We start from the raw sequence: 22,177 nt of genomic DNA, 5'->3' as shown, positions 1-22,177 counted from the left end.
CGGTTATGGTCTGCGGAGATCAAGGGGCGCGCTGTTTTCGAGAGCATGAAGCCCGACGCCCGGGTATGTGATGTCGCACGGCGTTATGGTGTGAAGGCCCAGCAGTTGACGACGTGGCGCAGATTGGCGCGTGCTGGCCGGCTCGCATTGGTCACGGACGACGCGGCGGATTTCGTGTCGATCGAGCTGAGCGATCCAGCGGCGTCAGGCAAGAGCGAGGGGCCCGTCGAGATTACGATTGGCAAGGTTTCGGTCCGCCTGGATGCGGACGTGTCGGCGGTGCGGATCGCGGAGATCGTGACTGCGATCGAGCGCGGCGCATGATCATTCCGGCGCAGGGACTGCGGATTGTGCTTGCTGTGCGTCCTGTTGACTTCCGGTGTGGGCACGACGCGCTGGCCGGTCTTGTGCAAAACACGCTTGGGCTCGATCCGCATTCGGGCCTGATCGTGGTTTTTCGTTCGAAGCGCGCCGACCGGCTGAAGATTTTGCTATGGGACGGCACGGGCCTCGTTTTGGTCTACAAGCGCCTTGGCCGCGATGGTCGTTTCGAGTGGCCGCAGATCAGCGACGGCGTCATGCATCTGACGCGCGTGCAGTTCGAAGCGCTGTTCGATCACCCATGTTGATGCCCCTCCTTGTTAGGCTGACAGATTCTTAGATCAAGTTGCGCGATGACGTGGTTTCGAAGGTCTCCGATGGCGTGAAGAACGGATGGTGTATTCGGGAAGAGATAGGCGCCGCTGGGCTGGCGATCAATTAGCAAACGCTTGGTTCGGATCTGAACATAGAGCCAGTTTACTGGAATCTCGAGCCTTCGGGCCAGTTCGGGCGGGCTGAGGTATGAGTCGTCATGCTCCCATCGGCTGCGCTGGGCAGTTACCTTGATGGCGGCGGCACGACGGAGCCGCCCAACGGTGATAGGCAGCACCTTATCGGCGCAACGGGGAGAGCGGTGACCTTCCCGAGTAAGGATTGTGGCGATCTTGTCGTCTGGGACGCCGTCGCGAGCGAGCGTCAGAAGGCGTTCCCGCATCTCTGTGCCTCGCGTCAATCTGGTGACGGAGTTGACGCTCATCTTCACTTCGAGCTCCGTCACGGCGCCTCCCCGCCAGACGATCCTAGCCAGGGCCAAGTCGCGCTCACCGCGGTCGAGAACGACCTTTTCGATGAGACATCGCAACAACGCCTTGCGATGCGCATCCGAGATAGTCTCGTCACCCCATATCTGCGGGAGGCGGCCGGTGAGGCTGATGACCTTGTCGTTGAGCTCCTTGCTTATGGCCACTTGTGTGATGGCTTTGGGCGGCGTCTGTCGGGCAAGCGCCTCTTCGGCGGCGCGCACGTCGTTTAGCGCCGCTTCCCATCGACGCTCGAGTTCCGAGGCGACCAACCGATTATCTGGATCAGCTCGGTTGAACTGCCGTTCGGCGAGCGCCGCCGTGTATCGCTTGCGCTCGAGCTCTCGTTCTGCACTGGAGCGTAGCGCATTGTTCGTCTGCTGCTGCACCCGGCGGGAGCGCGACAAGGCATCGAGTTCGGCCGGCGCTAGTGCGGTTAGGAATGCGTCGCCAACGGCTGCATCGATATGGGCGGCGCGGATGTGTTGGCAGGTTGGCTGACCTTCCTGGGTACGCAGGTGATTGCATACATATTCGCCGCCGCCCTTGTAGCGGACGTACATCTTATGGCCACATCGTGCGCACCAGGCAATGCCGTGGAGCAGGAGCTCGCCATTGCGAGGCGCGCCGCGGGTTTTGATGCGCATGTATTCGGCTCGGTTATCTCTGATGACGGATCGGATTTTTTCATAAATTGGCCAGTCGATATAGGCTGGATATCGATCTTTAACGACGATCCGCCACTCCTCCATCGGCCGCGGAGCCTTTTGTGGCAGGGCCCCCTCCCGCTTCGGCGGCCGGAAGCGGGTTCGTCCATAGACAAAGGCGCCCGCGTATGCGGGGTTCTTCAAGATCGCCGCGACGGCAGCCAGCGTCGCGCGCGTCCAGCACAAATCGCCATATCGATCACGACGCGGCAGTTCCAGGTCACGCTCGTTCAACGCTCGCATGACCTTGGCAACGCTGCGCAGCTGCAGGAATAACTGGAAGACGAGACCGAGCCGCCCTTGCACGGCCATGTCGGGATCCTTAACGACCACACCGCTCGGGTCCCGCATCAGCCCGATTGGCAGCATAACCGCAAGTTCGCCGCGTTCGGCTTTGGCCAGCAGGCCGGCGGTCAGCCGGCTGCGGATCGTATGTAGCTCAAGCTCGGAGATCGAACCCTTCAGCCCGAGAAGCAACCGTCCGTTGGGAGTGCCCGGATCATAGACACCATCGCGGTCGGCGATCAGGCAGCCACGTAGACCACAGATATCCAGGAGCGGATACCAGTCGGTACAATTACGCGCCAAGCGGGTCACGTCGATCGACAGGATGAGTCCCACTTCACTCAGGCCAACACGGCCAACGAGTTCCTTGAAGCCGTTACGCTGTGCTATAGACGCGCCGCTCAACCCGAGATCGGCATCAATCACGTCGATGGCCGCCTCACGCCATCCGAGTTCGCGGGCGCGCTGGCGAAGCGCGTATTGAAGGCGCAGGCTCTCCTGATTGCTTACGACCTGATGGGGCGTCGACTGCCGGATGTAGACTACGGCTTTGCGCGCCAAGTGGCTTGGTGTGACCAGCTCGGACTTCATGAGGGATCTCCGCCAAAATTGCGGCGACGTCTTCGACGATCTGGCGTCGGAGCGCGGGCGTCAGCGTCGACCAAAGATCGGCTGGATCCATGCTCATGTGCGTCGGGACAATCCGCTGTCGATAAAAGCTCGAGTAGAGCCTCCATACTCAGCTTAATCTGATTTGCCTCTTGCTCATAATATTCGATTGCGGTTGCTTGAATCAGAAGACTGCTTCCTGCGCGATACTCAACTTCATACGAAGCGGGAATGCCTCGGCCTCGCTGACCGATCTTCCTAATCACTCGATATGAGCGCCCCCACAAAGGATGGTGGGGGTCCCCAACCTCGACCACCTCCGGAAATGATTCGTCAGACTCACTATCAGGGACATTCCTCAATCCCCTCGTTTGAAGGGCTGAACTGGAAGCGAGTGGGCGAACGGATTGTCGCGACGACGCCAGCTGCGGCGAACTGACTCAGACCCGACAACCTGTTTCGCGCGGGGCTTTGGGATGATAGCTTGCGGATGTGCCGCCGTCCCCCATTGATCCCGCCCGTCTTGCAGCGCTGCCCGCCGATGTGCGCGCGCTCTTCCGCGCGCAGGAAGCGATGATTGAAGCCGAGCGTCGTCGCGCAGACGATGAATGCTCGGCGCGCCTTCATGTCGAGAGTGAACTGGCTGCGTCCAAAGAGAGCGTCGAACGCCTCGAACTGCTCGTGAAGGAGTACGAGCGCGCACGTTTCGGTAAACGCTCGGAGAAGTTCAATCCCGATCAGATGCAACTGGTTCTCGAGGACATCGAGATTGCCATCGCCGAAGTCCAGGAACGCCAGGACGATCGTGCGCGCCGCGCCGGCACGGCGCCGTCCAGCCGCCGGACCAGGCGCGCTGCCCGTGCCTTTCCCGCGCACCTGCCGCGCATCGAGCAGGTGATCGAACCCGAGAACCTCGAGTGTCCAGATCGTCGCTTTGGCGCGGCGGCTCGCCGTCATCATGCACCGCATGTGGAGCGACGGAACGGAATTCCGCTGGACACGGGAGGCCACGCCCGCGGCACAATAGTGCGACGCGCGGTCCACGCACCCGTTGTTTAGCGGGAGGAGGTCCCTCGCGGGACGATGGACGAGATGAGTTCGCTTTGGGCTCTTGTACGGTCGCGTCCTTGCGATCAGCACGGGGAGTGTCAGAAGTTTTGTGTAAGAGCGTCTCTGTGAGGGGTTTGCGGGGTCAGCGGACTGACCCCATGGGGTCAGTCCGCTGAGCCTGCAAAGCGCTCGCCGAACTGGATGGCAAACTGGCCCATTGCGGCCGTCCATGCAACCGGTCGTCGCCAATGGATGCCGGCATTTCTGATGGCGAGGTAAAGCAGCTTCATCGCCGCCTCGTCGTTGGGGAAGCTGCCGCGTGTTTTGATGATCTTGCGCAGCGAACGGTTCAGCGCCTCGACCGCGTTGGTGGTATAGATCATTTTGCGTATCTCCGGCGCGAAGGCGAAGAACGGAATGACGTGCTCCCACGCCCGGCGCCAGGCCGCCCCGATCGCGGGATAGCGCTTGCCCCACTCGGCTTCGAAGTCCTCGAGCCTGAGCAGAGCGGCGTCGGCATTCTCGGCATGATAGATCGCCTTGATCGAGGGAAGGATCGCCTTGCGATCCTTCCAGGACACGAAGGATAGGCTGTTGCGGATCAAATGCACGATGCAGGTCTGGACCATCGCCTTGGGAAAGACGCTGTTGATCGCCTCGGGAAAGCCCTTCAGACCGTCGACGACGGCGATCAGGATGTTCGTTTGGCGATCTGCATGGCCCACGCCTTGAGCCAGGACCATTTCTGCACCCGCGTCAGCATGACCTGTGCGGCCTCATAGAGTAGCGCTCGCATGGCTTCATCACCGCACAGCGAAATCCGGCCGATGCGGTGGCTTTCGCCGGACTGGTTGAGAACTGGCGTCAATCCAAGGGACGGCCCGACGGCTTTCGAACTCTTGAAGCGGGCGGGAACGTCGATCGTGCTGATAAAGGCCAGCGACGTGACGGGGCCGACACCAGGGATCGTCATCAACCGATGACAGACCTCGCTTTCCCGGGCAAGTAGAAGCACTTTGCGATGCAGTTGTGTGAAACCGTTCAATCTCGTCAAGGAGTTCCGCGACTTCCCCGGCTAGCATCCGAAGATCAGACAGAAGCTGGAAATCACTCGAGCCGGAATTAGTCAAGGGCTTGATTGGGTGCCTCCTTGGGTTCGGTACCGCTCGCGGGGCCGTGCTTCTCTTCGGGATCAGCCGTATGGCTCTCCCAGCATGGGATCAGTAGAACGAGACGGAACAATCTGACTCGCGTGCTGAGAGGGTGTCAGTAACTCGGTGTAAGATGGTTTCTGTGAGTTTACCTTTGACAGGAGACTCACATGGCTACGAATTTTTCACCTGAGATTTTGGACCAGCTTCTTGCCGGGGGCAGCCTCAAGCCAGAAGACTTAGCCGGCGAAGACGGGCTTTTCAGACGACTGAAGAAGGCGCTTCTGGAGCGCGCACTGGGTGCGGAGCTGACCCACCACCTTGGCTATGAGAAGGGCGACCCGGCGGGCCGCGGGTCGGGCAACAGCCGCAACGGCACAAGCAGCAAAGCGCTGTTGACGGACGACGGCGAGATCGAGATCGAGGTGCCGCGCGACCGCGCCGGCACGTTCGAACCGGTGATCGTCGCGAAGGGCCAGACCCGCTTCGACGGCTTCGACGAGAAGATCATCAGTCTCTACGGGCGGGGCATGACGGTACGGGAGATCCAGGGCCATCTGGCCGAGCTCTACGGCACCGAGGTGTCCCCCGATCTGATCAGCAAGGTCACCGACGCGATTCTCGACGAGGTCCGCGAATGGCAGAGCCGGCCGCTGGAAGCGATCTATCCGGTGGTCTTCTTCGACGCGCTCAGGGTCAAGATTCGCGATGAGGGGATGGTCAAGAACAAGGCAGTCTACGTCGTGCTGGGCATCACTGCATCGGGCGAGAAAGACGTGCTCGGGCTTTGGATCGAGCAAACCGAAGGCGCCAAATTCTGGCTCAAGGTCATGAACGATCTGAGGAACCGCGGCGTCGCCGGTTCGCGTAAAACGCGTCGGGCGATGAGAAGCGGTTCCATGAGTTCGGCCAGCTCCGGCTGACCGCCGACGAGTTCGTGGATACGTTGTTCAAAGCCGATCACCCCCACAATTCCGACCTTCAAGCCGAAGTTGCGTAACAGCCCACGAATGTCATTCTCGATGGCAATGGCCTTCTCCTGAAGCAGCTTGCGACCGGCAAGCAGGACCCGTCGCTTTTGGCTGGTCAGGGTCTTGACGTGGACAGGCCGGAACAAGCCGACGCGCATCATCTGCGCAATGCCACGCGCATCATTGCGGTCGCTCTTGTTCACCTGCGCCTTGAGGAACGCCTTGGCATGTCGCGTCTCGATGCAGATTACCAGCAGGCCAGCCTCCGCCAGCCCGCTGAACAGCCATTGCGACAGCGGTCCAGCCTCGAGCCCAATCCGATCAAACCGCCAAATCGGATCGTTGAGTGCAGCAAGAAGATCATCGTCCGGGTGACTCACCAACTTCGCTTCCCGGCAAATGCGGCCCGTTTCGTCGACAATGCACAGGGACGTCTCTTTGACCGACACGTCCAGTCCAGCGTAATGTTTCATGCTGCGCTTCTCCGTCTGATGCTTGTGGCTGCTCGACAAAGACCACGTTTATCATCAACCTGAAGCGCAGCACCCTGCCGACGCGGGGCTCAGCAACAGGCCGATCGCTGGTCGGATCGTCCACATCAACGAGTCGAAGCGCTACGCTTTCGTTGCGCGCGATGACCGGCGCGGCGTTCGCGTTTTTTGCAGGCTCAATGACCTGCAGCGCGCTGGCGTGGCCGCCGCAATCGGGACGCGCGTTCTTTTTGAAATCGGCGAACGCGATGGCAGGCCGGTCGTTGTGGCAATCGAGCACAACGTTCACGCCAACCACTAACCCCTGCCGACTAACCTTCCACCCCACCATCGCGCCACGTGTGCGTACCTATCGAGAGTCAATCAATTGGCTAAAAACTCCGAACCCGCCCTGATCGATCGCATCCGCGAAGTGCACCCGAAATACGCGGCGCTACTGGAAAAACAGCGCGAGCTTCTCGACCGCCAAGCTGCCGCGCAAGCAGAGGCCAATCCCTTGGGCCAGGAGGAGCGTCGCGCGCTGTTGGGCTGGGTCACTCAGCAGCCAAAACCCAAACCGAAACCAATCGTCCGGCACGCTGGCGCGGTCGACCTTGTGGGCGAACTCCTGTCGCCGCAGTCCGAGGCCGAGGTCAGCCCGCCGCAACGGTGCCGGACGCAAAGCCTGGCGCCCCTGCACCGTGGTCGGCGGCTCAGTGGAGGATTCGTTTAACCATCGATTCGTCGTCATCATTCGTGGCCCGGAGGACGACGTTGTTGCAGAGGTTCGTCGGCCCACGCCGTCGACTGAGCCGTTTGGCTAACCGGGTGGGGCGGGGTTTGACCCCACCGCACCGAGAGTCTTGGTCATCTGCACTCAGATAGAGCCAAGAGATTGTCACTGTACGTCGCGATGCTCCAGAATGGCTTCCCTCCAACTTTTGGTAGCTTGTTAGCTCGGAGCGAGTGCCTCAGCATATGGTGTCTCCCTTCATTGGTGGTCCATGCCATGCTGAAGAATATTGCTTGCATCCTATTGCCTCCGATTGCTCTCATGAGCGCGGCTTTCGCGCAGGACGCACAGTCCAATACGATCGACTGTTCTGCATTTTCAAAGCGATCGGACGGCCGATGGTATGTGGGGTCACCCACAACCTTCGACGTCGGCAATACAACCTCCGTAAGTTTGGCGGCACTTTCAGTGGGCCGGAATTTTATGAATGTTGGAGGTTCAGATCTGTTTGATCTAATCGAGGTGAAATGCGGGAAGGACAACTCGCGCCCGACGATGGATCAGGCGCAATGACCCCTGAATGCATTGTGCCGCAAGCAGCCCCCTCTCTTTTTGTAATTGGGTGTGCGTTCGTATTGATAGCTTGCGTCAGCGGTTTTCTTGCTTGGCGCTTGGGCTATGGTAGAGGATACGAGCGGGGGCGGGAAGCCGCTGCGCGCTTGTTCGCGAGCAAAGGCGTCCGTAGTGCTGCGGAAACGGGCCCGACATTTATCGACGGTCTGTAGCAAGGCTAGCAATGCGGCGGACGCGACGAGGATGATCTCGTATGCTCACCACTGAACAAATCTCCGAGGCCAAAAAACGCGTCCGATACCAACAGCCGACCAATGTGCATGAACACGATGACTGCATCAGGATCGCGTTTGAGTGGTTTGATGCGCAAACCACGACAAAGAGGCTCGCAAAGCCAACTTACCTCTTAAAGAACATCATCGAGATGTGGGGTGGCAGATACATTGCGAGGTCAGACGTGGAAGTTGCGGCTGAACTACATCCACAGATCAAGGGCAGGTATCAGCATTCCGACCCACTTGCATATCGAGCTATGGGTTGCACCATATCTACCCGGCCTTGAAGCTAGGAAAGAGCGGACTCAAGATATCATGAACGTGTTCCGGCCGGCAATTCCCGGCTTGGGCAGATAGGACGCATGCGCTGAGCTCGCGCTCCGTCTTTTCGACTCGACCGGATACAAAGGCTCTACATATGGAAGTTGATCGGCGAGTCGTACAGTTGGTCTGCTGCGATAAGGTTTCAGACAAAATTGAGTAAACTCGCCTACTTACAAGCAAATTGCAGAAATGGGGTCAGTCGGCGAACTGATAAGGAAATTACACAAAGCTTATCAGTCGGCGCGCGATCGCTTTCTGCGTACGGCGTCAGCACGCCTGCCGAACTGCACCACCTGATTGCGGCAGGGATACCCGCGTGGCGCAAGGTGATCGAGGAGCGCCACGTCAAGGTCGAGTAGGGAAGGTGCCCTGGCCGAGGTCGAGAATCAATTGACCTGACGGGCAAGGCCATTCCAGAACGGTTTTGCGCAGAGCAGCCCTGTCGATCTTGTTACACCGGGGACGGCAGCATGCCGATCGACAACAATCTTCTGGAGCGCGACATCAGGGTTTTTGCAACTGGCAGGAAGAGTTGGTTGTTCAGCGATACCGTGGACGGAGCCAAGGCCAGTGCCGTCGTCTACAGCCTGATGCTGACCTGCCGCGCCTCACGTGTCGAGCCGTTAGCGTGGTTGCGCCACGTCCTCACTGAATTGCCTCAGCGCGCCGGCGACGCCGATATTACCGATCTGCTGCCCTTCAACTTCCACAAAGCCGCCACTGCCTGAACGGCCGGCATCGCCCGATACTGCGGTAATCCATCAAAACCGCCGGCGTCAACGTGCGGGGAAAATCGCGCTTACCCCTCAGGAGCAACATCACCGCCTTTCCAATCCGATAGCCGCCACCTGGCGATAGCTTCTTCGTCAGCTTACCGACAGGTAAGTGCTTCAGAGGTTACAACGTGTCGTAGTGGACTGAGTCTGCTCAGTCTTGGCAAGGGAGTATGGAATGGATCCTTTTGAGGCAGGACGTATTCAGCGCGGCGATGGGATCTCTTCGAACGGACAAGAGGGGCAGGAAAACGCAGTGGGACGGAGTGCTGACAGGCTATGACGTGGCAGATTCAGCTCATGTGGAGGACGACCAAGACCGGACGGTTGAAAATTGGGCTGCCGAACGGGACGTGGGCCCGCTCGAGGATCGAGAAGAAGCCCTAACGCGATTAAATCTTTGTTCAATCAACATCTCGATCTCGAATCGTTGTCCCTGACCAGTTTGCCCAGATTTTCGACCGACCTCAGGCGGATCGACGTTCCCTTCAACCGCCTAACCAGGCTGCCCGATAGCCTGCCCGCCACCCTCGAGTCGCTCAACGTCAGTCACAGCCAGCTGACCAACTTGCCCGCCCTTCCGGCCCGTCTCGATTATCTCAACGCGAGTGATAACCGACTAGCTAGCCTGCCTGAGGCCCTTGTATGGGGCTTCTTTTGTCAAGAAGTTCGGCAGTGCAACGCATGTCTTGTCCTTCGTCAGTTTCTTTGTTCGATCTGAAAGCCCGTTTCTTCGTCCCGACCCGCGGCAGCGCCAGGCCGTCGCGCGCAGGGGCTGTCAAGGTTGGCCGGCGGACCAACCTTTCGAGATGCTTCGCTCTTGCGAGGCCACACCTTGACAGCTTCGAGCACGCCGGCACGGTGGGTGCGGTCGGGATGACGATCAGAGGGGAGCCCGCTTTCGGGCGCGGATCAGTCGCGCCACAACCTTGTATCCGGTGGGTCCAGGGACCCGAACCATGATGCAGTCATGCGCATCGGCAGCGAAGCTCCGAGGCGGCGGACCCATTCTTCCTCTCGGCATGACAGCCATGGGGCAACTCGGGACCCCGCCACCTCGAACCGTCATCGGCGGCCCGTCACAAGCGGACGGAGTGGGCCGAAACTGTCGGGTGCCTTCAGTGACCTCCGTTCATTGCGCCGGGCGCAGAACGACGCCGTCCGGTACCACGCCCTCGCGCACCAGCCGCCACAGGGCGATCAGAAGCTTGCGCGCCAAGGCCACGATCATGGTCTTGCGAGTGCCGCGGGTGCTCTCAGTGCGGCCTCGAAACCACTGCGCCAAGGTGCTGTCCTTCTGGAGCATGAGAAATCGCCACGCCAATTGGATCATGCCGCGTCGAACCCGAGCGTTGCCGGAACGGGCCAGCCCTTTCTCTCGCCGTTTTATCCACTCTCGTCGGGCGAACCCGTGAGGCCGGCATAACGTGCGACGGCCCGTCGATCGCGCATGTTTCGCGCCAGCACCTCCTGCACCAGCATGGCGGCCGTCTCGATGCCAACCCCGATCACCCGCGCCAGTAGGAGCACCATGGCGTTTGGTCCATCACCGGGCGCTTGCTCGATGCGTTCCAGGCGAGCATCCTCGATTTGGCGGATCTGATCATTGATCAGCTGGCGGCGCTCCATGTCGCGACGCAGCTCAGCCAACATGTTGGGCTGTATTGGCTCTCCCTCAGGAGTGCGCAAATCTTCAAGGCGTCCGGCTGCCTTCTTTAGCTTGGGATTGAAGCCGCGGATGCCCAGCCGAATTAACGCTGCTTTCATTCGGTTGACGATCCGACTCCGCTCTCCCACGAGGCTCTCGTGCTCGCGGTTGGGCCGCTTGGCGTCTTCGTCCTCGATTGTCGGGATCGCCACCATCTTGCAGTGATCACGCTCGCCGCGCAGCCAGCCGAGAAAAGAGCGTTTGAGCAAGCTGGTGTCGAGCCGATCGGTCTTGGCGCGCCGGTGCTCGCGCGATACCGCGACGCTCGATGCGTGAATGACGTGGACCTCAATATCATGTGCCCTGAGCCAGCGCGCCAGCCAGAAGCCGTCACGGCCGGCCTCGAAAGCGACAGCGATGCGTTTGATGTGATGCCCAGCCTTCGCCGCTTCATCTCGCCATCGATGCAGCAATTTCAGCAATGCGCTCTCATCGACCGCGAGCTTCTTCAATGGCTGGCGCTCGACACCAGGCACAATGCCGGCGACGAGCCAGCTCGACAGGCTCAGTTCGATAACGGCGATCAGCGTGCCGTCCGGATCGAGTGGGCTCGGGGATCGGCTCAGATCGTTCAACTTTTGCATGGGGCGCTCCATCGGTTCACATTAGCAACGATAGATGCAATATCCTCGCCACCGCCCCATAGCATCTTCCTCCCGCGCTTCAGTTTCTCGATGTCAGCCACAATCAGTTGCCGAATCTGCCGGAGGTCCTCCCTGCTGGGCTTGAGTGGCTCGACGTCAGCCACAATCAATTGAGCAGTCTGCCGGAGAACCTCCCTGCTACGCTAACTACTCTCGCAGTTAACCGCAACGAGCTAACCAGGTTACCCGAGGCGCTCCCGCCCGGGCTCGAGCACCTCTTTGCTAACTATAACCAGCTAACCAGCCTACCCGAGAACCTACTGACGCAGTTGGGGGCTGATGCCAACGTAGATCTGTATGGAAATCCGCTGCCGGAGCAGGTGCTGACGAACCTGCATACAGCCGTCAGCGCCGCGGGTTATGCCGGTCCATCCGTCATGCTTCCGGACAACGACGCGAGTGAACTATCATCGACAGACGATGAACAGGACGCCTCTCTCACTGAAGCCGTCGCAGGCTGGCTCAGGGGCAATCCAAAAGACGGCGATCGGGAGGTGCTGGACGCTTGGCGGACCTCTGCAGAAGAGCCGGGTGCTGAAGAGTACGCGCTTTTCCTCGGCAAGCTGTTCGAGTCCGTCAACTCTGACAATCAGGAATTCCAACAGTCGGTGGCGAATGATCTACGAGAGGCGGCGAAGAACCCGCAATTGCGTGCGCAGTACTTTCAGCTGGCCGCCGATGCTAACCAGACCTGCGAGGATCGCAGAACGTTGACTTGGAACGGTATGCAAACCGCACGTCTCATCGCAGACGTGGAGAACGGCGTCTATGACGATGGGGCACGCCTTCCCGATCTCATCGAACTGGGGCGCGTCATGTTCGGCTTGGACGCTCTGGAGGGGATCGCGCGCGAGAAGGCTGACTCGCTCGGCTCCGTCGACAGCGCCGAAAACATCGATCCCATCGAGGTCTATCTTGCTTATCAGAACAAGCTACGCGAGCGGCTGGGACTGCAGCACGTCGCGCCGAATATGCGCTTCTTTGAAGTTTCCGGCGTCACCGACGCTCACGTTGACAATGCAGAGATAACCGTGCGGAATAAGGAAGCGGCGGAAATTGCTGACTATTTGGCGACGGACTGGCAACCTTGGGACGATGTGGTTTCTCGCATCGCCCCTGACGACCATGCTGCGATGCAGGACCAGCTCATTGATGCAATGGGCGAAGAGTTCGACAACAGACTGGAGCAACAGCTCGCCGACAGAGGCTTGAGTGGAACTGATTCTGATCTCGTCGAGGATGCCAAGCGAGAATTAGGTGCCGAGGTCCGTAAGGAAATTGCCCGCGAGATCAAGGGCGCTCTAAGGGATAGGGTGCTCAATGATCACGGCCTCAGGCTGTGAAGCAGCCTTTGACTGCAGGAGGCTGTTAATTCGCATGAGGCGTAGCGCTGTCCGTCAGACTGCGGAGCGCCGACCTAAAAGCCGGCGCATGCTCAGGTGAGCGGCTAAAATTCGTGCAAGTAGCGGTGAGAGTCGGACTCCCTTCCCCGATGCCGCAACTGCACGAAAACCGCCGGAAAACAAGGAGTCCAAAAAGGCGGGGCTCGATTTTGTGACCACCGCCGTGTACCACCGATTCGGCCCGCAACGCGGGGCAAGCATCAGAACAGCGAGGCAGCCATGGTAAAACCGTTCCCGTCGAAGACCCATATCGGCAACCATATGCTGCATCCGGAAACCCTGATGCTGACCTATGGCTATGATCCGCAATTGTCGGAGGGCGCCATCAAGCCGCCGGTGTTCCTGACCTCCACTTTCGTGTTCAAGACGGCCGAAGACGGCCAGGACTTCTTCGATTACGTCGCCGGCCGGCGCGAGCCGCCGGAAGGCATGGGCGCGGGCCTGGTCTATTCGCGCTTCAACCATCCCAACAGCGAGATCGTCGAGGACAGGCTCGCGGTCTATGAGCGCACCGAAAGCTGCGCGCTGTTCTCGTCGGGCATGGCGGCCATCGCGACCACGATTCTCGCCTTCGTCCGCCCCGGCGATGTCATCCTGCATTCCCAGCCGCTCTATGGCGGCACGGAAACGCTGCTGACGAACACGCTTGCGCGGCTGTCGATCGGCGCGGCCGGCTTTGCCGACGGAATCGATGAAGCCTTGGTCAGGCAGGCCGCGGAGGAAGCGATGGGTCGGGGGCGGGTTTCAATGATCCTGATCGAGACCCCGGCCAATCCGACCAACGGCCTCGTCGACATCGCGATGATCCGCCGCATCGCCGATTCCGTCGGCAAGACCCAGGGACACACGCCGATCATCGCCTGCGACAACACGCTGCTCGGCCCGGTGTTTCAGCGCCCGATCGAGCACGGCGCGGACCTGTCGCTGTATTCGCTGACCAAGTATGTCGGCGGCCACTCCGACCTGATCGCGGGCGCCGCGCTCGGATCGAAGGCGATCATGAAGGGCATCAAGGCGCTGCGCGGCGCCATCGGCACCCAGCTCGATCCGCATTCGTGCTGGATGATCAACCGCTCATTGGAGACGCTGAACCTGCGCATGGAAAAGGCCGATGCGAATGCGCGGCTGGTGGCGAGCTATCTGCGCGACCACCCCAAGGTCGCCAGGGTTCACTATCTCGGTCATCACGAGGAGGCCTCGCCCTCGGGCCGTGTATTCGCGCGGCAATGCCTGGGCGCGGGATCGACCTTCTCGTTCGACATCGTCGGCGGCAAGGACGCGGCGGTGAAATTCCTCAACGCGCTACAGATCCTCAAGCTGGCGGTGAGCCTTGGCGGCACAGAATCGCTCGCGAGCCTGCCCGCGACCATGACCCATTCCGGCGTTCCCGCCGACATCCGCCAAAAGATCGGCGTGCTCGATTCCACCATCCGGCTGTCGATCGGCATCGAGAACCCGTCGGATCTGATCGCGGACCTCGCGCAGGCGCTGAACGCGGCTTGAGCGAGGGAATCAAAGCGGATTGGACGCGCGGCACGCTGAGGTTCGCAACGTCTCGCTGCTGGTGGCCTCGGCAGTCAATGCCGAGGGGGTCCGGGAGATCCTCGGCATCTGTGAGGGCGCCAAGGAGGACAAATCCGGCTGGTCATCGTTTCTGCGGCATCTCGTCGATCGCGGTCTCAAGGGCGTGCAGTTGGTGGTTTCCGACGCGTGCCGAGGTCTTGTCGAAAGCGTTGCGGATTATCTGCCCGAGGCACGCTATGAACGCTGCATGGTGCATTTTTATCGCAATGTCTTCAGCCACGTGCCGTCGACCCGGGTCCGCGAGGTGAGCCACATGCTCAAGGCCATTCATGCCCAGGAGAGCCGCGCCGCGGCCGACGACAAAGCCAGGACCGTCATCGCGGATCTGCGGGCAAGCCGTATGGCCAAAGCTGCTGATCTCGTCGAGCAGGCAGTTCACGAGACGCTCGCCTACTATGCCTTTCCAGATATCCATTGGCGGAAGATTCGAACGAACAATCCGCTCGAGCGCATCATGAAGGAGATCCGGCGACGACCCCGTGTCATCGGCGCCTTCCCCGACGGTCAATCCTGTCTCAACTTGGCGGCGGCCCGGCTGCGGCACATTGCCGGAACGGCGTGGTCGACCAAATGCTACATGAACATGCGACCGCTCTATCAGCCACAACTCTCTGAAACCGGAGCCGTCGCCTGATCAAAAGTGCGAAAGATTCTGGACAGTACCTTTCAATCCGGAGGTCGTCATAGTTCTTCTGTTTTAGCTTATACCTGAAAACACTTCCGTCCCCGTCCAAGTTGATGGTCGCCTTTACTTGGATATCAATCTTGGGGCGCATCGATTCGCCGGCCTCAATCGTGAGGTCGATACTATCACGATCAAAATGACGGGTGGCTACGACATAACCGGCGCTAGCCGCTACCGCACAAACGTACGCGAGTGAGTACGCTTCTTGCTTGTCGGTCTCTGCGAGAAGTGCATCCATGGCTTACCTTCAAACCACACTGCACCCCCATACCATAGTTCCCGCCGAATAGTCGATGCTTTGGTGCTCCGCCGCCCTCCTCGCCCCACTGCTCCACGCAGCCTACCGATTTGCGGGGGGCAACGTTGACGCCGGGCGCGCTCCGCCCGCCATGCTGACCAATCATCGATGCCGGCTCAATCTTCTTTCCAGGTTGATCTTCCGGCCATACGCGCACGACGCGCTGCATCACGCCATCCGCGTGATGATCTCGTCTCAGTGACCGTAAGCAGCGCAGGCGCGACTCGGCGCCGGAAATGCGAGCGACGCTGTCCCTGCCACACCCGCGCTGCCGGTGAAGTTAGCGGCACGTGACTCGGCGATTCGTGACGGACAACGAAGCGCTGTCCCTGCAACGCACCGCTAACTTAGGTGGCCAGCCTTCCCCCTTGGATTGGCAAGACTGTCCACCTTTGCTCCTGAGACATATTCTCGTGAGACATATTCTCGAAAGCGCCACTTCTCGAAAGCGCCACTTCTCGAAAGCGCCACTTCTCGAAAGCGCCACTTCTCGAAAGCGCCACTTCTCGAAAGCGCCACTTCTCGAAAGCGCCACTTCTCGAAAGCGCCACTTCTCGAAAGCGCCACTTCTCGAAAGCGCCACTTCTCGAAAGCGCCACTTCTCGAAAGCGCCACTTCTCGAAAGCGCCACTTCTCGAAAGCGCCACTTCTCGAAAGCGCCACTTCTCGAAAGCGCCACTTCTCGAAAGCGCCACTTCTCGAAAGCGCCACTTCTCGAAAGCGCCACTTCTCGAAAGCGCCACTTCTCGAAAGCGCCACTTCTCGAAAGCGCCACTTCTCGAAAGCGCCACTTCTCGAAAGCGCCACTTCTCGAAAGCGCCACTTCTCGAAAGCGCCACTTCTCGAAAGCGCCACTTCTCGAAAGCGCCACTTCTCGAAAGCGCCACTTCTCGAAAGCGCCACTTCTCGAAAGCGCCACTTCTCGAAAGCGCCACTTCTCGAAAGCGCCACTTCTCGAAAGCGCCACTTCTCGAAAGCGCCACTTCTCGAAAGCGCCACTTCTCGAAAGCGCCACTTCTCGAAAGCGCCACTTCTCGAAAGCGCCACTTCTCGAAAGCGCCACTTCTCGAAAGCGCCACTTCTCGAAAGCGCCACTTCTCGAAAGCGCCACTTCTCGAAAGCGCCACTTCTCGAAAGCGCCACTTCTCGAAAGCGCCACTTCTCGAAAGCGCCACTTCTCGAAAGCGCCACTTCTCGAAAGCGCCACTTCTCGAAAGCGCCACTTCTCGAAAGCGCCACTTCTCGAAAGCGCCACTTCTCGAAAGCGCCACCAGATTATAGCGCAGACAAGTATCCGGGGCACCTACCTGAATTGGCGGCGGCATGGTCCGCCACTGAACGCTAAGCTGGTTGCTACTTTGCATGCGGAAGGAGAGAGCCACGTGGCTAGACTCGCTCGCGTTCGTTGCATCGATAAGACCGACAGGACGAAGCCCCACGAGAGAATTAGCAGCATCGGCGGGGTATATTCGAACGGAAGTCACTGGAAGCAATCTGTCGTTCAGACGATCAGAGACATCGAAAGCGGCGCGTGGGAATTCTATGTTCAGGAAGACGGGCTCACTGCTGGTTTGATCGTGGCCAAACACGAAGGGCACAAGTACATCAAGACGACGGCAGACGGCATTCAGCCAGACAGCCTTCTTTCACTCGCTGAGTGCCCGCCCGTATTCTCCCTGTAGCGAAGGCATCCGCAGCTAAGACCGTGCCCTCCGCAGCCTAGCGCTTTTTCCTTTCGGCCGCTTTGACGGTAAACGGTACGAGAGGCCCACGGAGCCACGGACTTGGTGCGGACGGCCTACGCACCGCGCTTGAAGCGTATAGGCATCCAGAACTGCCGGAGGGCCTCGACGGTTGCTGGAATGTTGCGCCAGGCGTTTTGGATGATGGGCTGCGTTCCCAGCGTGCGCCGGGCCGGGGGTAGCAAGGGTCGACCGGCGTCGTCGATGCAATGGACCAAGATCGGCCGCAGCATAAGGTGTTCGGTTCCATTCGGGGGGAGAAGCCGCGACCAGACGAGAAGCCGAAGCTTCATGACGGCGTAGAAGCCCATGCACCAGGGCTGCGGGTCGACTTCGCCGTCCGGTGATCGCACGAACAGCGGCTCGAAGCTCTCCGGTCTCGTCGACAGCGTCTCGCTGATAGCGTTGTGGCGCATCAGCGTGGCGGCGATTGCCGAGAACTCCTCGGTGTCGTGATTGAAGGCGTCGGGATCTACGCCGAGGAGCGGGCACACCCATTCCTCGGACGCCATCGAGACCGGCCCGGCGACGACCGCGGCCACCGCGCCATCGAGCATGGAGAGCGACGTCGCCCGCGGATGCCGAAGCGTCGGCGACCTGGCGCGCTTGCTGATCCATTGCCCGAGCCGTTCGAACGACATGGCATAGTCCGCCATCGTCGTCTTGCGTGCTTTTCGCGTTCCCCGCCCTTGCTTCGGCTTCGTCATGCCACGGCCCGCTTTTCGGCTTCGCGTGCGGCCTTCCAGTTCCAGGCCAGAAGTTCGTGAAGCTGGTTGGTCTTCGTGGCGCCGCTCACCATGCGATCGAGAACGTCGACGAGATACGCCTCGGGGTCGAGGCCATTCAATTTCGCTGTGTTAAGAAGCGAAGCGAGTATCGCCCAGGTCTCGCCCCCGCCTTCGTCACCACTGAACAACGAGTTCTTTTTTCCGATCGCAATTGGCCTGATCGATCGTTCGACCGTGTTGGTGTCCGGCTCGAGCCGCCCGTCATCCAGGAACGTCGTCAGGCCCTGCCAGCGTTCGAGCATGTAGTCGATCGCCTTGATGAGCGTCGAGCGGCGGGAGATCCCGTCCTTCACCGCGATCAGACGGGCCCTCAACGCCTCCATCAGCGGCTTCGTCTCGGCCTGTCGCGTCGCGCGGCGTTCCCCAGCATCGAGACCGCGGATCCTCTCCTCGATCGCGTAGACGGCCGCAATGCGCTCGATGACCTCCGCGGCGAAGGGTGAGTTCGTCGTCTTGTGCACCCTCACGAAGTTGCGGCGCGCGTGAACGAGACAATACGCCAGCTGGATCTGGCCCGACATCATCGCATCGCCCGCCAGCGAGGCGTAGGCGGCATAGCCGTCGACTTGCAGCACGCCTTCGAAGCCGGCTAACTGCGCCACGATCTCCTTTTTGCCGCGACCACCTGCGAACACGTAGGCGACCGCCGGCGGCGCCGGCCCCTTCCACGCCCGATCGTCCGTCGCGTGCGCCCAGAACTGGCAGATCCTCGTGCGGCCGCGTCCCGGATCGAGCACTGGCATCGGCGTCTCGTCGCAGAACAGCCGCTCGAAGCCGTGCATAGTCTTCAGTTGCAGATCGTAGAGGCCCCTGACCAGCCACGCCGCGCTCCCCATCCAGCGCGCCAGCGTCTGACGGTCGACGACGACACCCTGACCCGCCAGGATCTGCGTCTGGCGATAGAGCGTCGATTGCCAGGCATATTTGGCCGCGGCGATATGCGCGATCAGCGCCGTCGTTGCCATGCCGCCCTCGACGAGCCGCGCCGGTGCCGGGGCCTGGACAATCGGGCCCTCACAGGAGCGGCAGGCGTATTTTGGACGGATCGTGCGGAGCACACGCAGCCACGCGGGAACCCGATCGAGCGCTTCGCTGCTCTCCTCGCCGATCCGATGCATCTGACCCGTGCAGCACGGGCACAGCGTGGACGCCGGCTCGATCACCCGCTCGACCCGAGGCAGATGCGCCGGCAGCGCGCCGATGTTGCGCTTCGCTTTGCGCCGCTCCGGCCGCGGCGCGTCCGGTTTGTCGTCATTGGCCGGGAGCTGTGAGCCGGCGGTCCGTTCCAGATCAAACGCGATCTGTTCGGCGCAGACGATCGCCGCGCGCTCCGATCGTGCGCCGAAGATCAGGCTCTTCAACGTGGCGATCTCTGCGCGCAGATCATCGTTCTCGCCTTCGAAAGCCAGCACCATCTCGGCAAGAGCCGCAGGGTCAGAGGGGAGATCTTCGGGGCGAAGCGCCATATCGCAGAGCTACACGAACGCACTCGCAATCGCCAGCAAAACAAGACGCTTCAGGCAACCTTCGTCGGCCGCTTCGTCACCTTCGGGACCACACGCGACCACTCCGCAAGACCTTCAATCAGCATCGCCAGTTGCGCCCCCGTCACCGGCATCGTACCCTCGCGAACAGGTGGCCAGGCAAAGCCCCCATTCTCCAGCCACTTCGTCGCTAGAACCATTCCCGAGCCGTCAAAAACCAGTAGCTTCAAACGATCCGATCGCTTCGATCGGAAGACATAAACGTCACCGCTGTAGGGCTTGCCGCCTAATCCCTCCGCTACCAGCGCGACAAGGCCATGAACGCCTTTACGAAAGTCAATCGGCTGCGTCGCGACGAACACACGGACCATTGGACCGAAAGAGATCATCGCGTCGATCTCACCGCCGCCAGCACGCGCTCCAGCGTCGCGGCGTCGACGCCGACGGGCACGCGCACCGTCGCGCCCGCGATCATCACCTCGATCCGCTCGGCCGGATCCGTCAGAACATGCGCCTTATCGATCGCGTTCGGCTGCGCCTCGACGGCGGCCTCGAGCCTGACTTGCACGAACTGCGGCGCTTCGCTCGACGCGAGCCGCGCCTGGCGCCGCCACACACTGAGCAGTCCCCGGTTCACCCCGTTGCGTCGAGCCACCTCGGAAATGCTCGTCTCCGGATCGGCACTCTCGGCCACGATCCGCGCCTTCTCCGCATCGCTCCAACTGCGCCGTCGCCTCTCCCCTGTGATCACCTCGATCCGCTGATAGGAGGCGGCATCATGCCCGTCTTGATGTCTGTCTTGATGCATGGAACGAGCGTCCCTCGCGTTGTCAAATCCACGCGCGAGTCTCGCTCATCCCGTCCACCTAAACGAGGTGGGGTCGTCGTACCGCTATCCTTTGACGCGGGTGCCGATGCAAATTGGCCTGTCTTATGCGTGGTCATTCCTCAATTCGGGAATAAGTTTCCGTGACGTGCGCGACCGTAAGCTGGTAACCCTGCGTTCTCGCCTCCGGAATATCCGCCAACCGACGGTCAGAGGGGAGCGTGAGTCGGGAGCTGATGTTGAAGTGAGGATCGAGCGCGACATCCTCGGCAAGAACGACTTCGTCGGCGTTCTGGTCGGCAACATGGTTGGGGTCCTGCGGGGAATGGGACCTCTCGCCACGATATCCGTGCTGCTCCCGCTAACGTTCGGCATTCCCCCGGTCGGCGCGATCTTGATGCTGTCAGGCGTCTTCTATGGAGCGCAATACGGCGGCGCGATTTGTTCCATCCTGCTCAACCTACCGTGCCATCCACCGCACGCGGTGACGTGCCTCGACGGATTTCCGCTGACGAAGCAGGGTCGAGGCGGCGCGGCACTCGGCATCACGGTACTGTCGTCGTTCGTCGGCGCCTCTTGGGGCATCATGGAGATGATCTCTCTGGCACCGTTGCTTGTGAAGGTCGCGCTTGAGTTCGGTCCAACCGAAATCTGTTCGCTGATGCTTCTTGGTCTTCTCGCCGGCTCGACACTGGCGAAAGGCTCACCGCTCAAGGGCATCGCGATGACATTGCTCGGCCTTTTCCTGGGAACGTGGGAACGGATGTCGAGACCGGCACGGAACGGTTCACGCTCGGCATCCCGAATCTCCTCGACGACATCGAACTCGTCGGACTCGCACTTGGTCTATTTGGCATCGCCGAGTTCATGAAGAGCGTGAACCAATATTCAGAGGTGAACACACGCTATTCGAACGTCGGACTACGCGATCTGCGTCCATCGCGTGACGAACTCCGCCGCTCGATCCCCGCGATGTTGCGTGGAACCATCATCGGAAGCCTCTGCTCGCTCATTCCAGGAACGGGACCGACGATCGCCTCCTTCATCTCCTACGCGGCCGAGAAGAAGGTCTCGATGACGCCAGAGAAGTTCGGTACGGGGATGATCGAAGGCGTCGCCTGTCCAGAGGCGTCCACGCACTCGTCGGTACAGGGCGACTTCATCCCGACCATGAGCCTCGGCATTCCCGGCGACGCTGTCATGGCCCTGATCCTTGGCGCGCTGATGATCCAAGGCATCGTACCCGGCCCCCAGTTGATCAAGGAGCATCCGGACATCTTCTGGGTCTAATCGCGAGCTTCTGGATCGGCAACGTCATGCTGGTGCTGCTCAACGTCCCGCCAATCGGGGTGTGGGTGAAGCTCCTGATGATTCCCTACAAGTACCTGTATCCGAGTGCGCTGTTCTTCGTTGCGATCGGCGTCTACTCGACCAACAACGATATGTTCCAGGTCGGCGAGACCGTCGTGGTCGGGTTGGTCGGCTATCTGCTGCTGCTGCTCGATTTCCACCCGGCCTCGATCCTGCTCGGCTTCGTCCTGGGGCCACGCCTGGAAGAGAACTTCCGCCGTTCGCTGCTGGTCTCGCGGGGCGACGCCATGATCTTCGTCGAGCGGCCGATCAGCGCGTTCTTTTTACTCCTGTGCGTGGTGCTTCTGGCGGCGCAGGTTTACGTCCGCTTGCGCAAACCGAAGGCGTTTGCTGCGCTCGACCTCCCAGAGAGCTCCGGTGCCGCGATCGCACGACCCGCGGAGTAGAAACATTCCGCTCGCGGATCGATTATCCGCGACGACGCAAAGACTTAGCCGCCGCCGCCGCGCTACGGGGGGGGGCTCCGGGGTTTTGCTGGCTTCGTAAATGTCGGCAAGTGTCTCGAGATGCGACGCCAGCTTGCGGGCGTCGTCTGACGCGAAGCTCACGTCTGAGCCGAGGCCTGCGCCCAGCCGGCAGCGCATCGCAATAAGGCGAAGGTC

The 22,177-nt window shown here is 60.6% G+C and carries 15 protein-coding genes and 9 pseudogenes; 13 read left to right on the top strand and 11 right to left on the bottom strand.

Going from position 1 to position 22,177, the window contains the following annotated elements; all coding sequences use genetic code 11:
- The first annotated feature begins 45 nt into the window (after window positions 1-45).
- On the top strand, window positions 46-324 hold the full coding sequence (locus J4G43_RS54190) for a transposase (RefSeq protein WP_208089252.1): 279 nt from the start codon (window positions 46-48) through the stop codon (window positions 322-324).
- Complete coding sequence (gene tnpB / locus J4G43_RS54185; RefSeq protein WP_060907863.1) at window positions 321-629, top strand: IS66 family insertion sequence element accessory protein TnpB; 309 nt, start codon at window positions 321-323, stop codon at window positions 627-629. Before J4G43_RS54190 ends, tnpB (J4G43_RS54185) begins: the two co-directional genes overlap by 4 nt.
- Here the strand turns inward: tnpB (J4G43_RS54185) and J4G43_RS54180 are convergent.
- Window positions 617-2,704 carry a recombinase family protein gene (locus J4G43_RS54180; protein WP_049810452.1) on the bottom strand — a complete coding sequence of 696 codons (2,088 nt, stop codon included), beginning with the start codon at window positions 2,702-2,704 and terminating at the stop codon, window positions 617-619. The genes tnpB (J4G43_RS54185) and J4G43_RS54180 overlap by 13 nt on opposite strands.
- 591 nt (window positions 2,705-3,295) lie before the next feature.
- Here J4G43_RS54180 and J4G43_RS56445 point away from each other — a divergent pair.
- A pseudogene (locus tag J4G43_RS56445) lies at window positions 3,296-3,553 on the top strand (transposase domain-containing protein); the annotation flags it as partial.
- Window positions 3,554-3,936: 383 nt separating this feature from the next.
- Here the strand turns inward: J4G43_RS56445 and J4G43_RS54170 are convergent.
- Both J4G43_RS54170 and J4G43_RS54165 read right to left on the bottom strand, forming a co-directional pair.
- A pseudogene (locus J4G43_RS54170) lies at window positions 3,937-4,473 on the bottom strand (IS256 family transposase); the annotation flags it as partial.
- A pseudogene (locus tag J4G43_RS54165) lies at window positions 4,473-4,808 on the bottom strand (transposase); the annotation flags it as partial. The pseudogenes J4G43_RS54170 and J4G43_RS54165, both read right to left, overlap by 1 nt.
- Before the next feature lie 285 nt (window positions 4,809-5,093).
- On the opposite strand from J4G43_RS54165, the pseudogene J4G43_RS54160 reads away from it, so the two are divergent.
- Window positions 5,094-5,780, top strand: a pseudogene (locus tag J4G43_RS54160) (IS256 family transposase); the annotation flags it as partial.
- Window positions 5,781-5,788: 8 nt separating this feature from the next.
- On the opposite strand, the pseudogene J4G43_RS54155 reads toward J4G43_RS54160, so the two are convergent.
- A pseudogene (locus J4G43_RS54155) lies at window positions 5,789-6,367 on the bottom strand (IS110 family transposase); the annotation flags it as partial.
- Window positions 6,368-6,389: 22 nt separating this feature from the next.
- Here J4G43_RS54155 and J4G43_RS54150 point away from each other — a divergent pair.
- From J4G43_RS54150 to J4G43_RS54135, 4 genes and pseudogenes are all read left to right on the top strand, one after another.
- Window positions 6,390-6,686 carry a hypothetical protein gene (locus J4G43_RS54150; RefSeq protein ID WP_028154587.1) on the top strand — a complete coding sequence of 99 codons (297 nt, stop codon included), beginning with the start codon at window positions 6,390-6,392 and terminating at the stop codon, window positions 6,684-6,686.
- Window positions 6,687-6,752: 66 nt separating this feature from the next.
- Window positions 6,753-7,097, top strand: coding sequence for a hypothetical protein (locus J4G43_RS54145; protein ID WP_129557693.1), 345 nt, complete (start codon window positions 6,753-6,755; stop codon window positions 7,095-7,097).
- Between the two features lie 276 nt (window positions 7,098-7,373).
- A complete protein-coding gene (locus J4G43_RS54140; protein ID WP_080586951.1) occupies window positions 7,374-7,670 on the top strand; it encodes a hypothetical protein in 297 nt (98 codons plus the stop codon).
- 1,051 nt (window positions 7,671-8,721) lie between these two features.
- Window positions 8,722-8,997 (top strand): annotated as a pseudogene (locus tag J4G43_RS54135) (transposase domain-containing protein); the annotation flags it as partial.
- 1,177 nt (window positions 8,998-10,174) lie between these two features.
- Here J4G43_RS54135 and J4G43_RS54125 read toward each other — a convergent pair.
- Window positions 10,175-11,334, bottom strand: a pseudogene (locus J4G43_RS54125) (IS110 family RNA-guided transposase).
- Window positions 11,335-11,441: 107 nt separating this feature from the next.
- On the opposite strand from J4G43_RS54125, the gene J4G43_RS54120 reads away from it, so the two are divergent.
- The 3 genes and pseudogenes from J4G43_RS54120 to J4G43_RS54110 form a co-directional block, all read left to right on the top strand.
- Window positions 11,442-12,737, top strand: a complete 1,296-nt coding sequence (locus tag J4G43_RS54120; RefSeq protein WP_166354479.1) for an NEL-type E3 ubiquitin ligase domain-containing protein — start codon at window positions 11,442-11,444, stop codon at window positions 12,735-12,737.
- Window positions 12,738-13,016: 279 nt separating this feature from the next.
- The gene (locus J4G43_RS54115; RefSeq protein ID WP_028154486.1) at window positions 13,017-14,300 is read left to right on the top strand and encodes a cystathionine gamma-synthase family protein; all 1,284 of its coding nucleotides are present in this window, start codon (window positions 13,017-13,019) and stop codon (window positions 14,298-14,300) included.
- Window positions 14,301-14,337: 37 nt separating this feature from the next.
- Window positions 14,338-15,015 (top strand): annotated as a pseudogene (locus tag J4G43_RS54110) (IS256 family transposase); the annotation flags it as partial.
- On the opposite strand, the gene J4G43_RS54105 reads toward J4G43_RS54110, so the two are convergent.
- Window positions 14,897-15,304: a DUF4365 domain-containing protein gene (locus J4G43_RS54105; RefSeq protein WP_129557665.1), complete on the bottom strand. Its 408-nt coding sequence runs from the start codon at window positions 15,302-15,304 to the stop codon at window positions 14,897-14,899. The pseudogene J4G43_RS54110 and the gene J4G43_RS54105 sit on opposite strands and share 119 nt — an antisense overlap.
- A 407-nt stretch (window positions 15,305-15,711) precedes the next feature.
- Window positions 15,712-16,746 (bottom strand): hypothetical protein, encoded by a 1,035-nt coding sequence (locus J4G43_RS54100; protein WP_225005990.1) that lies wholly within the window; start codon window positions 16,744-16,746, stop codon window positions 15,712-15,714.
- On the opposite strand from J4G43_RS54100, the gene J4G43_RS54095 reads away from it, so the two are divergent.
- Complete coding sequence (locus tag J4G43_RS54095) at window positions 16,747-17,046, top strand: DUF3892 domain-containing protein (RefSeq protein ID WP_028154453.1); 300 nt, start codon at window positions 16,747-16,749, stop codon at window positions 17,044-17,046. It begins immediately after the preceding gene.
- A 116-nt stretch (window positions 17,047-17,162) separates the two neighbouring features.
- Here the strand turns inward: J4G43_RS54095 and J4G43_RS54090 are convergent, their stop codons facing one another.
- Genes J4G43_RS54090 through tnpA form a run of 4 tightly spaced genes read right to left on the bottom strand, consistent with a single transcriptional unit; the run spans window position 17,163 to window position 20,186 of the window.
- Window positions 17,163-17,813 carry a UPF0149 family protein gene (locus J4G43_RS54090; RefSeq protein ID WP_063712394.1) on the bottom strand — a complete coding sequence of 217 codons (651 nt, stop codon included), beginning with the start codon at window positions 17,811-17,813 and terminating at the stop codon, window positions 17,163-17,165.
- Window positions 17,810-19,360, bottom strand: a complete 1,551-nt coding sequence (tnpC, locus tag J4G43_RS54085; RefSeq protein WP_035681142.1) for an IS66 family transposase — start codon at window positions 19,358-19,360, stop codon at window positions 17,810-17,812. Before tnpC ends, J4G43_RS54090 begins: the two co-directional genes overlap by 4 nt.
- 50 nt (window positions 19,361-19,410) lie before the next feature.
- Entirely contained in the window at window positions 19,411-19,767 is a 357-nt protein-coding gene (gene tnpB / locus J4G43_RS54080; RefSeq protein WP_018273742.1) for an IS66 family insertion sequence element accessory protein TnpB, read from the bottom strand.
- Window positions 19,764-20,186 (bottom strand): IS66-like element accessory protein TnpA, encoded by a 423-nt coding sequence (gene tnpA / locus J4G43_RS56440; protein WP_018273743.1) that lies wholly within the window; start codon window positions 20,184-20,186, stop codon window positions 19,764-19,766. Before tnpA ends, tnpB (J4G43_RS54080) begins: the two co-directional genes overlap by 4 nt.
- Window positions 20,187-20,448: 262 nt before the next feature.
- Between tnpA and J4G43_RS54070 the strand changes: the two are divergent.
- Window positions 20,449-21,961: pseudogene (locus J4G43_RS54070) on the top strand (tripartite tricarboxylate transporter permease).
- Window positions 21,962-22,177: the final 216 nt, after the last annotated feature.

It is taken from the genome of Bradyrhizobium barranii subsp. barranii, assembly GCF_017565645.3.
Lineage (GTDB): Bacteria > Pseudomonadota > Alphaproteobacteria > Rhizobiales > Xanthobacteraceae > Bradyrhizobium > Bradyrhizobium barranii.
Note: the sequence above shows the minus strand (reverse complement) of the source record. Positions and strands in the feature narration are given on the sequence as shown.

Bases quoted from the DNA above. Each gene is read 5' to 3' on its own strand.
- J4G43_RS54180 (WP_049810452.1), bottom strand. From the start codon at position 2,704: ATGAAGTCCGAGCTGGTCACACCAAGCCACTTGGCGCGCAAAGCCGTA.
- tnpA (WP_018273743.1), bottom strand. From the start codon at position 20,186: ATGCATCAAGACAGACATCAAGACGGGCATGATGCCGCCTCCTATCAG.
- J4G43_RS54190 (WP_208089252.1), top strand. From the start codon at position 46: ATGAAGCCCGACGCCCGGGTATGTGATGTCGCACGGCGTTATGGTGTG.
- J4G43_RS54090 (WP_063712394.1), bottom strand. From the start codon at position 17,813: ATGACGAAGCCGAAGCAAGGGCGGGGAACGCGAAAAGCACGCAAGACG.
- J4G43_RS54140 (WP_080586951.1), top strand. From the start codon at position 7,374: ATGCTGAAGAATATTGCTTGCATCCTATTGCCTCCGATTGCTCTCATG.
- tnpB (WP_018273742.1), bottom strand. From the start codon at position 19,767: ATGATCTCTTTCGGTCCAATGGTCCGTGTGTTCGTCGCGACGCAGCCG.
- tnpC (WP_035681142.1), bottom strand. From the start codon at position 19,360: ATGGCGCTTCGCCCCGAAGATCTCCCCTCTGACCCTGCGGCTCTTGCC.
- J4G43_RS54115 (WP_028154486.1), top strand. From the start codon at position 13,017: ATGGTAAAACCGTTCCCGTCGAAGACCCATATCGGCAACCATATGCTG.
- J4G43_RS54105 (WP_129557665.1), bottom strand. From the start codon at position 15,304: ATGGATGCACTTCTCGCAGAGACCGACAAGCAAGAAGCGTACTCACTC.
- tnpB (WP_060907863.1), top strand. From the start codon at position 321: ATGATCATTCCGGCGCAGGGACTGCGGATTGTGCTTGCTGTGCGTCCT.